The sequence below is a fragment of the Glaciimonas sp. GG7 genome (assembly GCF_052976905.1).
Genome location: NZ_JBRIIQ010000035.1, coordinates 26743 through 40373 on the forward strand (window position 1 = coordinate 26743; position 13631 = coordinate 40373).

Annotated in this window: 18 protein-coding genes; 8 read left to right on the top strand and 10 right to left on the bottom strand. The window is 51.8% G+C overall.

The window, feature by feature from the left end; all coding sequences use genetic code 11:
• Positions 1 to 43 precede the first annotated feature (43 nt).
• Positions 44 to 307 (bottom strand): AbrB/MazE/SpoVT family DNA-binding domain-containing protein, encoded by a 264-nt coding sequence (locus ACVBEF_RS10380; RefSeq protein ID WP_447123862.1) that lies wholly within the window; start codon positions 305 to 307, stop codon positions 44 to 46.
• A gap of 260 nt (positions 308 to 567) precedes the next feature.
• On the opposite strand from ACVBEF_RS10380, the gene ACVBEF_RS10385 reads away from it, so the two are divergent.
• Positions 568 to 924 carry a type II toxin-antitoxin system RelE/ParE family toxin gene (locus ACVBEF_RS10385; protein ID WP_447123879.1) on the top strand — a complete coding sequence of 119 codons (357 nt, stop codon included), beginning with the start codon at positions 568 to 570 and terminating at the stop codon, positions 922 to 924.
• Positions 924 to 1253, top strand: coding sequence for a helix-turn-helix domain-containing transcriptional regulator (locus tag ACVBEF_RS10390; protein ID WP_447123863.1), 330 nt, complete (start codon positions 924 to 926; stop codon positions 1251 to 1253). Before ACVBEF_RS10385 ends, ACVBEF_RS10390 begins: the two co-directional genes overlap by 1 nt.
• A 76-nt stretch (positions 1254 to 1329) precedes the next feature.
• On the opposite strand, the gene pyk is transcribed toward ACVBEF_RS10390, so the two are convergent.
• A complete protein-coding gene (pyk, locus tag ACVBEF_RS10395) occupies positions 1330 to 2751 on the bottom strand; it encodes a pyruvate kinase (protein WP_447123864.1) in 1422 nt (473 codons plus the stop codon).
• 229 nt (positions 2752 to 2980) lie between these two features.
• Positions 2981 to 3109 (bottom strand): hypothetical protein, encoded by a 129-nt coding sequence (locus tag ACVBEF_RS10400; RefSeq protein ID WP_447123865.1) that lies wholly within the window; start codon positions 3107 to 3109, stop codon positions 2981 to 2983.
• Positions 3110 to 3535: 426 nt separating this feature from the next.
• Here ACVBEF_RS10400 and ACVBEF_RS10405 point away from each other — a divergent pair, with 426 nt between their 5' ends.
• Complete coding sequence (locus ACVBEF_RS10405; protein WP_447123866.1) at positions 3536 to 3763, top strand: hypothetical protein; 228 nt, start codon at positions 3536 to 3538, stop codon at positions 3761 to 3763.
• Between the two features lie 58 nt (positions 3764 to 3821).
• Here ACVBEF_RS10405 and ACVBEF_RS10410 read toward each other — a convergent pair whose 3' ends face one another.
• Positions 3822 to 5090, bottom strand: a complete 1269-nt coding sequence (locus ACVBEF_RS10410; RefSeq protein WP_447123867.1) for a glycerate kinase type-2 family protein — start codon at positions 5088 to 5090, stop codon at positions 3822 to 3824.
• A 143-nt stretch (positions 5091 to 5233) separates the two neighbouring features.
• Between ACVBEF_RS10410 and ACVBEF_RS10415 the strand changes: the two genes are divergently transcribed.
• Both ACVBEF_RS10415 and ACVBEF_RS10420 read left to right on the top strand, forming a co-directional pair.
• Positions 5234 to 5362, top strand: a complete 129-nt coding sequence (locus ACVBEF_RS10415) for a hypothetical protein (protein ID WP_447123868.1) — start codon at positions 5234 to 5236, stop codon at positions 5360 to 5362.
• The gene (locus ACVBEF_RS10420) at positions 5346 to 5771 is read left to right on the top strand and encodes a hypothetical protein (RefSeq protein WP_447123869.1); all 426 of its coding nucleotides are present in this window, start codon (positions 5346 to 5348) and stop codon (positions 5769 to 5771) included. The genes ACVBEF_RS10415 and ACVBEF_RS10420 overlap by 17 nt, the downstream gene beginning before the upstream one ends.
• Before the next feature lie 159 nt (positions 5772 to 5930).
• Here the strand turns inward: ACVBEF_RS10420 and glxR are convergent, their stop codons facing one another.
• The 3 genes from glxR to gcl form a co-directional block, all read right to left on the bottom strand.
• A complete protein-coding gene (gene glxR, locus ACVBEF_RS10425; protein ID WP_447123870.1) occupies positions 5931 to 6818 on the bottom strand; it encodes a 2-hydroxy-3-oxopropionate reductase in 888 nt (295 codons plus the stop codon).
• A gap of 140 nt (positions 6819 to 6958) precedes the next feature.
• Positions 6959 to 7738 (bottom strand): hydroxypyruvate isomerase, encoded by a 780-nt coding sequence (hyi, locus tag ACVBEF_RS10430; protein WP_447123871.1) that lies wholly within the window; start codon positions 7736 to 7738, stop codon positions 6959 to 6961.
• Between the two features lie 192 nt (positions 7739 to 7930).
• Positions 7931 to 9706, bottom strand: coding sequence for a glyoxylate carboligase (gene gcl, locus ACVBEF_RS10435; protein WP_447123872.1), 1776 nt, complete (start codon positions 9704 to 9706; stop codon positions 7931 to 7933).
• Between the two features lie 333 nt (positions 9707 to 10039).
• Here gcl and ACVBEF_RS10440 point away from each other — a divergent pair, with 333 nt between their 5' ends.
• Positions 10040 to 10957, top strand: coding sequence for a LysR family transcriptional regulator (locus ACVBEF_RS10440; protein ID WP_447123873.1), 918 nt, complete (start codon positions 10040 to 10042; stop codon positions 10955 to 10957).
• 214 nt (positions 10958 to 11171) lie between these two features.
• Here ACVBEF_RS10440 and ACVBEF_RS10445 read toward each other — a convergent pair whose 3' ends face one another.
• From ACVBEF_RS10445 to ACVBEF_RS10455, 3 genes are all read right to left on the bottom strand, one after another.
• On the bottom strand, positions 11172 to 11867 hold the full coding sequence (locus tag ACVBEF_RS10445; protein WP_447123880.1) for an IS6 family transposase: 696 nt from the start codon (positions 11865 to 11867) through the stop codon (positions 11172 to 11174).
• Positions 11868 to 11956: 89 nt separating this feature from the next.
• Positions 11957 to 12178, bottom strand: a complete 222-nt coding sequence (locus tag ACVBEF_RS10450; RefSeq protein ID WP_447123874.1) for an HD domain-containing protein — start codon at positions 12176 to 12178, stop codon at positions 11957 to 11959.
• 239 nt (positions 12179 to 12417) lie between these two features.
• The gene (locus ACVBEF_RS10455; RefSeq protein ID WP_447123875.1) at positions 12418 to 12600 is read right to left on the bottom strand and encodes a hypothetical protein; all 183 of its coding nucleotides are present in this window, start codon (positions 12598 to 12600) and stop codon (positions 12418 to 12420) included.
• A gap of 76 nt (positions 12601 to 12676) precedes the next feature.
• Between ACVBEF_RS10455 and ACVBEF_RS10460 the strand changes: the two genes are divergently transcribed.
• Both ACVBEF_RS10460 and ACVBEF_RS10465 read left to right on the top strand, forming a co-directional pair.
• Positions 12677 to 13186, top strand: a complete 510-nt coding sequence (locus ACVBEF_RS10460) for a glycine zipper 2TM domain-containing protein (RefSeq protein WP_447123876.1) — start codon at positions 12677 to 12679, stop codon at positions 13184 to 13186.
• Between the two features lie 188 nt (positions 13187 to 13374).
• Positions 13375 to 13527 carry a DUF3309 family protein gene (locus ACVBEF_RS10465; RefSeq protein WP_447123877.1) on the top strand — a complete coding sequence of 51 codons (153 nt, stop codon included), beginning with the start codon at positions 13375 to 13377 and terminating at the stop codon, positions 13525 to 13527.
• The last annotated feature ends 104 nt before the right edge of the window (positions 13528 to 13631 follow it).

Genomic DNA, 13631 nt, shown 5'->3' on the forward strand with positions numbered 1-13631 from the left:
ACGGCGGGTCTATCTACTTCAGCATTTCCAGCGGCAAGTTGCATCAGCAAAGCCCCTCATTCATTACCCGTCCAACCTTGCGCGGTCGCTGCGCTGATTTGTTCAATGGTGGCGACTTTTGGGACCGGTCAGCGAGTAAGCCGACGAAACCTTCAATCGTTCCGGTAAGTTGTACGGCCTTGAATATGACCCGACCATCTGGCAGTAAATCGAGCTTGATCTGATCCCCGGGCTTGATGCCGAGGTGTTTCAGTACGTCTTTTCTAAACGTTACTTGCCCCCGTGCGGTAACGGTCAATATCGTCATGGCGATGTCCTCACAGTCTTTTGACAGATGAAAATGAAATGCAAATTTGGCTTACGTCCAATGTCTGCGCATCGGTTGAGCGAAAACCTTAAATGACAGGTAGCGCACAAAATTCCGCTACATGGATTCCGTAAAATAACGAGATCAGGAGATACACACTGTGCAAAGCATGAATATCTCACTACAAAACCCGCTCATGAGATTCGCAGAGCCACTTCTATGACTCCATGAGCAAATATTGATAGGAAGAAACAAGCTTGATACCTTTATTTTCTGTAGCTTCCAAGCTACAATCCCAAATAGAACTTTTTCGATATCAACGCGACGATGGGCGTGAGCCCTTCACAGAATGGCTAGATACCATACGCGACAAAGTCGCACAGACTCGCATACGGATGCGGTTGCGGCAGATACAAGCTGGCAACTTTGGCGATTGTGAAGCGGTTGGTGAAGGAGTCACAGAGTTACGTATTCATGTCGGTGCTGGGTATCGTGCGTACTTTGGACGGCATGGGAAATCGGTCGTGATCCTGCTTTGCGGCGGAGATAAACGTACGCAATCGTCTGATATCAAACAGGCCAAACTACTTTGGATGGAATGGAAACGGAGGCAATGATGAAAAATGTAAAAGGCGTGGTCTCGCATCACGAACGAGAAATCGCAGAACTGAGCGCGGATCGCGAATTGGCTGTCGAGTATTTAAAGGCGGCGATGGAGTCCCTGGACAATCCCGATAATCGTGCTGCTGGTTTGCTGGCGCTGCGTACCGTGGTTGAGGCTTATGGCGGACTTGCGGTGGTTGCCGCCGAAGCAGGCATCAGCCGTGAATCCTTGTACAGGACATTATCGCCAACAGGCAACCCGACGCTCAAAACGCTGATTGCAGTTCTCAAAACAGTCGGGCTGCGATTATCTGTTGAAGCAGAACATCACGCACACGTTTAAACACTGCATACTTCAATGAAAAACGACACCCCAGAGGTGTCGTTTTTCATTCGTCTCAACGATCAGCATATCCTTTTTATTGAGGAAATATTTCCGCCAATCGCAACAAATTAGTACTACCCGGCTGACCAAACGGCATCCCCGCCGTAATCGCAATCTGATCCCCGACTTCCGCAAAACCTTCCTTAAAGGTCGTCTCGCAAGCCGCCTTCACCATCTCGCTTTCATTATGTACCTGATCGCTAATAGTCGAATGCACACCCCACACCAACGCCAGCCGCCGCGCGGTTGTCAGCTTAGGCGTAATGCTCACGATAGGCGCAATCGGCCGCTCACGCGCAGCGCGCAAACTGGTGTGTCCTGAACTGGTATAGGTCACGGTCGCCTTCGCCCCCATGATCCGGGTCACGTCGCGCAACGCTGAACAAATTGCGTCGCCCTGGTTAGGCAATGGCGTCTGATGCTGCGCGTCCAACATGTTGCGATACAACGGATCCTGCTCAACCTCAGTAATAATCCGATTCATCATCTCAACGGCCTCCAACGGATACGCACCGCTGGCCGACTCCGCCGACAACATCACCGCATCCGAACCGTCATAAATCGCGCTAGCCACATCCGACGCCTCAGCGCGGGTTGGCACTGGCATGGTAATCATCGACTCCAGCATTTGCGTAGCAATCACGATCGGTTTTCCATGCTGGCGACAGACGCGCAAGATACGTTTCTGCACACCCGGCACCCGCTCCGGCGGCAGCTCCACGCCCAAATCGCCACGCGCCACCATAATCGCATCCGACACCTGAACAATCGCATCAAGCTGATCTAACGCAGCTGGCTTTTCCAACTTAGACAAAACCCAGGCACGGTCGCCAATCAACGCCTTGGCTTCCAACACATCTTCCGGGCGCTGCACAAACGATAGCGCTATCCAGTCAACACCAAGCTCTAAAGCAAAAGCCAGATCGCGCTTGTCTTTCTCAGTCAACGCCGGAATCGGCAACACCGCATCCGGCACATTAACGCCCTTACGATCCGACAACGCCCCGCCATTCACCACACGGGTACGGATACTCTGCCCATCGCTATCCAACACTTGCAAGCGCAACTTGCCATCATCCAACAGCAATGACTGACCACTGGCAATCACTTCAAACAACTCAGGATGCGGCAAACAAACACGCTCTGAGTTACCCAAAGCAGGATCGCGATCAAGGATAAATTCCTGCCCGGCATTGAGCGTCACCTTGCCATCAGCAAACTGACCAATGCGCAACTTAGGCCCCTGCAAATCCGCCAAAATCGCAATCGGCCGACCAACAATCCGCTCAACCTCTCGCACAATCCGATAACGCTCCTGATGATCAGCATGACTACCATGACTAAAGTTAAAACGAAATACATCGGCACCAGCCTCAAACAGGCCTTGAATCATTTCCTGACTGGAACTAGTTGGCCCCAGAGTGGCTACAATTTTTGCTCTACGTTGACGTCGCATGGCGAACTTTCTTTAAAGAAGGACTACAAAATCGGATGGCGCCAAACAGATAGGATCAGCGGTGGGACATAGTATCCCGTCAGTCATGTATTAGCATTAATTCATTATTTTTTAAGCGAATTACGCGATCAAAAACCTGCAAATTTTCAGGCGCAGGCGCAGTTGCTTTTGACCTTGCAGGCGCAGCCACAGTTGCCGTTGCTGTTGAATTGGCTGTTGACGTACCCCGTCATATGACGCTGCCAAATTTTCCTGCCGCCAGACGGATCAGGCTGATGACATGTTTGAGCGCAGCGAGTTGGTCATCAGACCCGGCTGGCGGCAGGAAAATTTGGGGACCGCGAAGCGGCAGCGGCATCTGCGGTCGCCTTTTCTTTGGTTACTTTCTTTTGGCGAAGCAAAAGAAAGTGACCGGCTGCCGGGCCGCCCCCGGCTAGCCTCCACGGAGTAGCAACCGCATCAGAAACCACAGAACGAAAATCCCCTAAAAAGCAAACAAAATCACAATTACAAAAACCGAATATTTCCAATTGACCTCCGTTATCCACGGAGGTATCGTGTCGGCTGTTCCCCACAAAGGAACTCAGGTATGACAGCCTGAATGATCTATACCCGGACCGCGTCAAGCGGTCTGGGCCCTAAGTTCGCCCTCTCCGGGCGGCGGTGCCGGAAAAGCCTTCGGGCTTGCTGGTTTCTGGTATAGATCGCCAGTCTGTCATTCCGACATTTGCCGCCCACCCGTACTCAAACGGGACCGGTCACCCCCTGACTAAAAGATAGAACGATGCCATTCACCAATGCTCCCGAACCATCTCCAGACAACAATCTCAACAACATCAAACAACGCTACTTCCTGCTCGACCTCGCCACACTCTTAGCCGATGCACGCGCACTAGCTATTGGCGACACCGGCTGCAAAGCATTGCAAAAACTAGCCCTGCTATCAGCCCGACTATTAGGCAACTACGCAGTCCAAGAAGTTGAATTAATCAACGCCCGTAAGCAAACTTAGCCACCCCGAATAAGCAGCAACACCATCAGTACTCCGTGGGACGCCACGGAGTACAAACCTACAAAATCATCACAGCCCGAAAATCATTCACATTAGTACGCGTAGGCCCACTCACCACCAAATCCCCCAACGCATCAAAAAACCCATACCCATCATTGTTATCCAGCATCACCTTCGCCCGCAAACCCAACCCCACAGCCCGCTCCATAGAATCAGGCGCATAAATCGCCCCCGCATTATCCTCAGAGCCATCAATCCCATCGGTATCGCAAGCAATCGCGTGAATATCCGGATAGCCATCCAACGCCGCAGCCAGACTCAGCAAAAACTCCGCATTGCGCCCACCACGTCCATTACCGCGCACGGTCACCGTCGTTTCGCCCCCCGATATCACCACGCAAGGCTTACTAAACGGCTGCCCCCGCCGCGCAATCTGGCGCGCCAACGCTGCATGCGCGAGCCCGATATCACGCGCCTCGCCCTCCATCTCGTCCGACAAAATATACGGCGTCAAACCCGCAGCCGTAGCCGTCGCAGCCGCCGCATCCAACGCATCCTGCGCGGTCGCAATCACAAAATGTTGGTTACGCGCCAGCCGTGGGTCGCCCGGCTTGGCACTCTCGCCTGCGCCGGATTCCAGATGCTGCAAGACCGCTGGTGGAATGTCGATCCGATATTTGTTCAGCACCGCCAGCGCCTCGGCGCAAGTGGTCGGATCAGCCAGCGTCGGGCCGCTGGCGATGATGCCCGGATCGTCGCCGGGAATGTCCGAAATCATCAGCGTGACAACCCGCGCCGGTGCGCAAGCCAACGCCAGCCGACCGCCTTTGATGGCGGATAAATGTTTGCGTACGCAATTCATTTCGAAAATGTTTGCGCCGCTTTTCAGCAGCACTTTGTTGATTGCTTGTTTTTGTTCTAGCGAGATGCCTGGCGCTGGCAGTGCCAACAAGGCTGAGCCGCCGCCGGAAATGAGGCATATCACGAGGTCATCTTCGGTCAATCCTCGCACCATTTCCAGCATTCTTCCCGCGGCTTGGCGACCGGCTTCATCAGGGACGGGATGCGAGGCTTCGACTACTTCGATGCGTTGGCAATCTGCGCCGTGACCGTAGCGGGTGACGACTAATCCGGTTATTTCGCCCTGCCAATGGTCTTCTACTGTTTTAGCCATGGCTGCTGCGCCTTTGCCAGCGCCGATGACTAGCGTACGGCCTTTTGCTTTGGGGATTTTTGTTAAATAGGTTGGGAGACATTTTTCGGCGCTGACGGCGGCTACTGCGCTTTGGTACATGTCTAGTAATAATTGGCGGGGATTGGTCGTCATGTTGGGCTTATATTTGGTTGAGATTCGGCCGTCGTTATTTAAAACGGTTTGTGCTCCGTGGAGGCTTGTCGGGGGCGGCCCGACAGCCGGTCACTTTTTCTTGCTTCGCCAAGAAAAAGTAACCAAAAAGAAGGCGACCGCAAATGCCGCTGCCGCTTCGCGGTTCCCACATTTTCCTGCCACCAGCCGGGTCTGATGACCAACTCGCTACGCTCAAACATGTCATCAGCCTGATCCGTCTGGTGGCAGGAAAATGTGGCAGCGTCAAATGACGGGGTAGGTCAACTGCCAATTCAAAAGCAACTACAACGTCAAAAGCAACTGCAACGGTGGCTGCGCCGGCAACGTCAAAAGCAACGTCAAAAGCAACGTCAAAAGCAACGTCAAAAGTGGCTCCGCCTGCACTTCAAAAACAACTGCAACGTCAACCACTCCGTTGTTGATAGAGTGAGGACCCCCATCATCAACAAGGCTGCTGTTTTTGACGTTGACCTACCCCGTCATATGATGCTGCCAAATTTTTCAGCCGCCCGTCGGGAATTGTCTGAGGACATGTTTGAGCGCAGCGAGTTGGTCCTCAGACCCGACGGGTGGCTGGAAAATTTGGGGACCCGGAGGGCAGCAGCATTTGCGGTCGCCTTTTCTTTGGTTACTTTCTTTTGGCGAAGCAAAAGAAAGTGACCGGCTGTCGGGCCGCCCCCGACTAGCATCAACGGAGCACATACCGTATCAATTACCACCCAACAGCTCCCAAAGAACACCAACCATCTCAACAACAAGCAATCAACTTCAAAAACAATGGCAATCACAATGCCCGCAATTCTGCGCCCATTTCACCATCTACGCCGAAGCAATTTCATGATGAGACATAATCTCAATAGCCCGACACAACGCCGAATGATCCAACCCACTCATCCCGTGCGCAGCACAGGTATTCATCAACTCCTGCGCCATAGCAGTATTAGGCAACGACACCCCCAACGCCTTAGCCCCCTGCAAAGCCAAATTCAAATCCTTCTGATGCAACTCAATCCGAAACCCCGGATTAAAAGTCCGCTTCACCATCCGCTCCCCATGCACCTCCAAAATCCTCGAAGCAGCAAAACCCCCCATCAACGCCTGCCGCACCCGCGCCGGATCAGCCCCTGCTTTAGAAGCGAATAACAACGCCTCAGCCACCGCCTGAATATTGAGCGCAACGATAATTTGATTCGCCACTTTGGTAGTCTGACCATCGCCATTACCGCCAACAAGCGTAATGTTTTTACCCATCAGTTCAAACAACGGCTTGACGTCATTAAAGGTCGCTTCCGAACCACCAACCATAATCGTCAGCGACGCCGCCTTAGCCCCAACCTCACCGCCGGACACCGGCGCATCCATATATTCGCAACCAAGCGCATTAATTTTTTTAGCAAACTCTTTCGTCGCAATCGGCGAAATCGAACTCATATCGATCACAACCTTGCCCGCGCTCAGCCCTTCGGCAACGCCTTTTTCACCAAACAGCACTGCGTCAACATGCGGCGTGTCCGGCACCATGACGATGATAATGTCAGCGCGCTTGGCGACTTCTGCGCCGGATGTGCACACCGTTGCACCGCCCTCAATCAACGCCGCAGGCGGATTTTTTTGATCGTGCAGATACAACTTGTGACCGCCACGTTGCAGATTGTCCGCCATGGGCGCGCCCATGATGCCGAGTCCAATAAAGCCTATTTTTGCCATGATGATGTTCCTTGAATTGTTAAGATAAATCTAAATAAATAGGACTTTCGCAAAGTCGTCCCAGCAAGGCGTGCCGATGAAGGCAGTACGCTAGTACGACTAGGAAAGCACAACGCGGCTGGGGCGATTTTGCGGAAGTCCTAGATGCCGTGCGCGGCGCGCCAGCCCAATCCTTCAACCGTGCCTGCCTTGGGCTTGTACTCGCAACCGATCCAGCCGTCGTAGCCGATTTCATCTAAAAACGCGAACAGAAACCGATAGTTGATTTCACCCGTACCCGGCTCAAAACGACCGGGATTGTCGGCTAACTGAATGTGCCCGATGCGCGGGAGATTGGCCTTGATCGTGCCAGCCAGTTCGCCCTCCATTCTTTGCATGTGATAGATGTCGTACTGCACGAAAATATTCTCTGAGCCAGTCGCCTCGATCAAATCCAGCGCTTGCCGGGTGCCGTTGAGATAAAAGCCGGGGATATCGAAAGTATTGATCGGCTCGATCAGTAAGCGAATACCCGCGTGCTGCAACTTGTCGGCGGCAAATTTCAGATTGCTGACGACGGTCGCTTTTACTACTTCAGCACTGACGCCGGATGGCGTAATACCGACCAGACAATTGAGTTGCGTCACGCCTGGCACCTTGGCGTAACGCAGCGCTTCATCGACGCCTTCCTTAAATTCACTGACGCGATTCGGATGGCAGGCAATCCCGCGCTCACCCGCCTCCCAGTTACCGGCAGGCAAATTGTGTAGAACCAGATCGAGGCTGTGCGTCTGCAATTGATCGCTGATTTCTTCTGCCCGAAACGCATACGGAAACAGAAATTCAACGCCCTTGAAACCTGCCTTGGCGGCTGCACCGAAGCGCTCCAGAAATGGTAATTCGGTGAACAGCATGGTTAAATTTGCGGCTAGTTTGGTCATCTTTTTTCTCCTGATTAATCCAGAAAATGAGAGCGTGTTGACATATAAATTTCTAAAATGTGATAAAGCCCGTTCGGACTGAGTAGGCACACAGTGCCGTATCGAAGATGCACAAACGTATACAACTACTTCGATACGCCCTTTGGGCTACTCAGTACGAACGGTTTTTTTGAATGCAAATATCAACATGCCCTAATCCAACAAGCTAATCGCGGTAGGCGCATCGTCACGCGAGGTTGCCAGGTCTTCAAACTCATTAATATTGTCGATCTCAGTCCCCATCGCCACGTTGGTGACGCGCTCCAAAATAACTTCCACTACGACCGGCACACGGAACTCGGCCATCCAGCGCTTGGCTTGCGCGAAGGCGTCTTGAATGTCGTTGGGATCGGTGACGCGGATCGCTTTGCAGCCGAGGCCTTCGACCACTGCGACGTGATCGACGCCGTAGCCGTTGAGCTCTGGGGCGTTGATATTTTCAAAGGCCAGCTGCACGCAATAATCCATCTCAAAACCGCGCTGCGCCTGACGAATCAGACCTAGGTAAGAGTTGTTCACGACGACGTGGATGTAGGGCAAATTGAACTGTGCGCCGACGGCTAATTCTTCGATCATGAATTGGAAATCATAGTCGCCCGAAATCGCAACGACTTCGCGTTTCGGGTCCGCTACGCAGACACCCAATGCGGCGGAGATGGTCCAGCCCAATGGTCCGGCCTGACCGCAATTGATCCAATGGCGGGCGTGATACACATGCAGAAATTGTGCGGCGGCGATTTGCGACAAGCCGATGGTGCTGACGTAGCAAGTGTCGCGACCGAAGGCACGGTTCATTTCTTCGTAGACGCGCTGCGGTTTGACCGGCACGTTTTCAAAATGCGTGCGGCGCTGCATGGTGCGTTTACGTTCCTGACATTCGCCCAACCAGGCTGAACGGTCTGGTAATTTGCCAGCGGCTTTTAATTCTTTAGCGACTTCGATAAACAGGATCAACGCGGCTTTGGCGTCGGAGACAATCCCGTAGTCCGGGCCGAAGACGCGCCCAATCTGGGTCGGCTCGATATCGACATGGACAAACTTGCGTCCCTTGGTAAATACCTCGACCGAGCCGGTATGCCGATTGGCCCAACGGTTGCCGATGCCAAGCACAAAGTCGGATGCGAGCATGGTCGCATTGCCGTAGCGATGGCTGGTTTGCAGACCGACCATACCGGCCATTTGCGGATGATCGTCGGGAATCGCACCCCAGGCCATCAAGGTCGGGATCACTGGCACACCGGTCAACTCGGCAAACTCCACCGCGAGGTCAGCCGCATCGGCGTTGATGACGCCGCCGCCGATGGTCAGCAAAGGCCGCTCGGATTCGCCCAGCATGGTCAGGGCTTTTTCGATCTGCTTTCTTGAGGCTGCTGGTTTGTATACCGATAAGGATTCGTAAGTCTCGATATCGAATTCAATCTCAGCGACCTGCACATCAAACGGTAAATCGATCAACACCGGACCGGGGCGGCCCGAGCGCATCAGATGAAAAGCTTGCTGAAACACACGCGGCACCAATGCTGGCTCGCGCACGGTGACAGCCCATTTGGTGACCGGCTTGGCAATCGACTCAATATCGACCGCCTGAAAATCTTCTTTATATAAACGTGCACGCGGGGCTTGTCCTGTGATGCACAGAATCGGAATCGAATCCGCCTGCGCCGAATACAAACCGGTAATCATGTCCGTGCCAGCGGGGCCGGAGGTGCCGATACAGACGCCGATGTTGCCTGCCTTGGCGCGGGTAAATCCTTCTGCCATGTGCGAGGCACCCTCAACATGACGCGCCAATACGTGCTTGATGCCGCCATGCTTTTTCATCGCTGAATACAGCGGATTGATGGCCGCACCGGGCACGCCGAAGGCTTGCGAGCAGCCCTCTTTTTCCATCACCAATACTGCTGCGTCAATTGCTCTCATCTTTGCCATAGTGCCTCCGGGTTGCTTATATCTACTGATGGTTATTCCATGCAGCACATCGTATAAGCAAACTTTATGTTTGATAAGAAGACAAAATGTCTGTTTATTCCATACTTTTTGTATGGAATTAGGGCTACAGTGATTGGCTACACTCATTCGAAGGTATTGACCCTCAACATTTGCAAAACACAATACAACCCGTTCGGACTGAGTAGGCACAAAGTGCCGTATCGAAGATGCAGCAACGTATGCAACTACTTCGATACGCCCTGACGGGCTACTCAGTACGAACGGTATTTTTAGACGCGAAGATCAAATTCTTGCTGAATAACTGGAACAAGTATGGACAAGCTAAAACAAATCGAAGCCTTCACCAGCGTGGTCGAAAAAGGCAGTCTGGCAAGCGCTGCGCTCGCGCAAAACATCACGCCGGTGATGCTGGGCCGACGCATCGATGCGCTGGAAAAACGGTTGGGAACAAAGCTGATGCACCGCACGACCCGGCATTTAACGCTTACCGAGCAAGGAACGGTGTTTCTGGAACATTGCCGCAAACTATTGGCCGATCTGGATTTTGCAGAAAAAATCATCTCCGAAGGCCGCCACAAAGCCACCGGCCATCTGGTCGTCTCAGCTCCGGCAGCATTTGGGCGCAAACACGTCGCCCCGCACGCCCCGGCTTTTATTGCCGACAACCCAGAGGTAAAAATCTCGTTCAACCTGACCGATCGCGTGGTCGATCTGGTACGTGAAGGCTATGACATCAGCATCCGCATCGGCGGTGCGATTGATCCCAATTTCGTTGCAGTAAAACTCGCAAGCAACCGCCGCGTAGTCTGCGCTACGCCGCACTACCTTGCGCGCAACGGTATCCCCACAACGCTGGACGATATTGCCGACCATAATTGTCTGTCCTTCAACCTGCAAGGTGGCCAGCAACGCGGCTGGTATTTTCAGCAAAACGGCAAACCGATCATCATCAAAGCAGAAGGAAATCTGGATTGCAACGATGGCGAATTGCTGCATCGTTGGGTGAGTGAAAGTCTGGGACTGGCATGGCGCTCAACCTGGGAAATCCAGTCGCAACTGGCCTCCGGCGAGCTGATCACGGTGCTCGATGAATTTGCGTTGCCGCATTACGACATCATGGCGGTGTATCCGCAGCAACGGCATTTACCAGCTAAGACGCGGTTTTTTATTGATCGGTTGAAGCAGACTTATGGGCGGGAGGGGTATTGGACGCGGGGTGGGGGTGGGTGACTATGGGAAACTATAATTTCTTATAACCCAGAATAGCAAAGTCTCGCTCAGCGGCGGGGTAAGGTGATATTGAGCCATATGCGATCTCGGAAGCGATCCATGATCACTTGCAACGGCGTGAAGGAACACTATTGAAATGGGCGGGCAAGACGATTGCCGGTTGTGTCGCGTTAAGAAAAAAGCTGAATTGAAGCCGTGGATGGTCTACCCGCCCTTATGCTGGACGGCCTGATCCAACGAGTGCATAAAATTGTTGCGCTGCTGTTATTTTCTGGAAGCCCCTGTGCATTAGTTGTCCTTTGCGTATCATGTGCATGGTCTCAATACCAGCAAGTATGATTTTAGCAGCCCGAAAAGATTTGAATCCCATCATCGGTTTGGTGATGCGTTTAACGGCGCGATGATCTTGTTCAACGATGTTGTTGAGATACTTTACCTGGCGCACGATGATGGCATTTCCATGGCTGATGTTGATCGTATCAATGCCTGCTTTATTGGCACCGCTCTTGTCCATCACCACTTTTTCAGGAATGCCATTGTCAAGCATGGTTTTGCGAAAGAAGCGCATAGCGGCTTGCTTATCGCGCTTTGTTGTCAATAGAGAATCAACAGTTTGACCGTCTTTGTCTACCGCACGATACAGATATTTCCAGTTACCTTTGACCTTTATATAGGTCTCATCCATACGCCAGCTAGTCCCCACCGGACGCTTCACTTTGCGAAACTTTTTCTCAAATAACGGCAATAGTTTGAGCGCCCACCGATGCACTGTCGAATGATCCACTTCGATGCCGCGCTCAGCCATCATCTGTTCCAGTTGGCGCAGGCTCAATGGATACGCAATATACCAACGCACGCACATCAACATTATTTCCAACGGATAATGCAATCGTTTCAATGCCTTTGCCATTTCGGGAATCAGCCCGTTACTAGATATTACAGATAGATTCATTGCCGATATTTGTCGTCTGTCGAAACACAAATTCTAAACTAGTGACGTTATTGCGACAAAACCAAAGCGGACCATGATAAAAATGCCGACTCTGTACAGTTCAGCAAATCACAACAGGATTTAAGTAAGGAGGGAGATTGTTGCAGATAGAGCGTGCCCACCGCCGCCACATCCAGACAATGAAACGGCAACAAATGCAACGCCGCTGCCCCGTCCTCAGATGGTTGTGCCTTGCCCCAGTAACGAAAATACGCTGCGCTTTCGCTCATACATTGGCCTTGAACACGTGCTTATATCAATATGACGATCAAGGCAAATCTGCATCGGCCTAAATAGTAAAAATAAGAAATGATGCAGAAAAGCATATATCACTTTCACTTATCCAATTGTTAATACTCGTATAACTTATATACACAAATTCCTGGTGCAACATTTAAGTGAATAAATGAAAGTGGCGCTTTATTATTAACAATGATGCACTGACACCTCCCCAATTCCTACAACACTATCAGCCCATGTCTGATGGAGGAAGGGTGGCTTTCTCCCTATATTTAAATGTAATCTGAACGCTTAAGAGCGTATTTCCGGGAATTGCAAATACCTGATGAAAGGAGCGCGTGATGGGTAAGTATTTTTTGGCGTGGCTGCTTGGTGTGCCTGCCATTATTGTGGTGCTGCTATATTTTTTCATGCATTAATCCAGAGAATAGATGCGACTAATCGTGATTAGTCCGACAACGTTTGCGAATAATTTTGTAGGTGATGCTATGAAAATTGATCACAACTTCTCTCACATATTGATAACGACACTGACCGGTAGCGCCTTGTTGCTTGGCGGTTGTGGCAGCCCGTATGGCGGCCAGCAATATTCTGGCGCTTCGTCTTACCAGCCTGCGCAATCTGGTCAATATGCGCCGTCAAATCAGAATGGTCGGCAGGCCTATAATGGTCGGGGCGTGGTCGATGCTATCGATGTTGTCCCGGGGGAGCAGAGTCGCGGGATTGCGGGGGCGGTTGTTGGTGGTGTTTTGGGTGGTGTGCTGGGGCATCAGATTGGCCACGGCTCTGGTAACACGGTCGCCACCATTGCTGGCGCGGTCGGGGGTGCTGCGGTGGGTAACCAGGTGGAGCAACGCAATAGCCAAAGTCCGTCCTCTTACAACATACGCGTTCGTATGTACGACAACGGTTTCCAGACGATCAATGTGAGTAATCCCGGCGATCTGCAGGTGGGTGATCGGGTCAGGGTGGAGAACGGTCAGATATCGCGTTATTGATGTTTCTGAAGTTGCCGGGACGTGTTGACCGATGCATGCTTATGATTCGATACGACTCAGTACGCACGGATTTTTTAAACGCATATAGCAACATGCCGGCATCAGATCGAGAGAGGTGCTGCTTTTTTGTCAGCGTGCAGCATAAGAGACGTCACCTAAACCGACAACTAACTATCAAGGAGTCAGGCATGGGCACCATTCTTTTGATTATTTTGATTTTGTTATTGGTCGGTGCGTTGCCGACATGGCCGCACAGCCGTAGTTGGGGTTATGGGCCGAGCGGGATTACGGGCGTGATTGTGATCATCCTGATTGTGTTGCTGCTTACCGGGCGTCTTTAACTTTGAAATAAAACATTTGCTGTGTTGTTCGCTAAACACAAAAATAAATGCAAAAAGAAAAAAAAAAAAAAAAAAAAAAAAAAAAAAAAAAAAAAAAAAAAAAA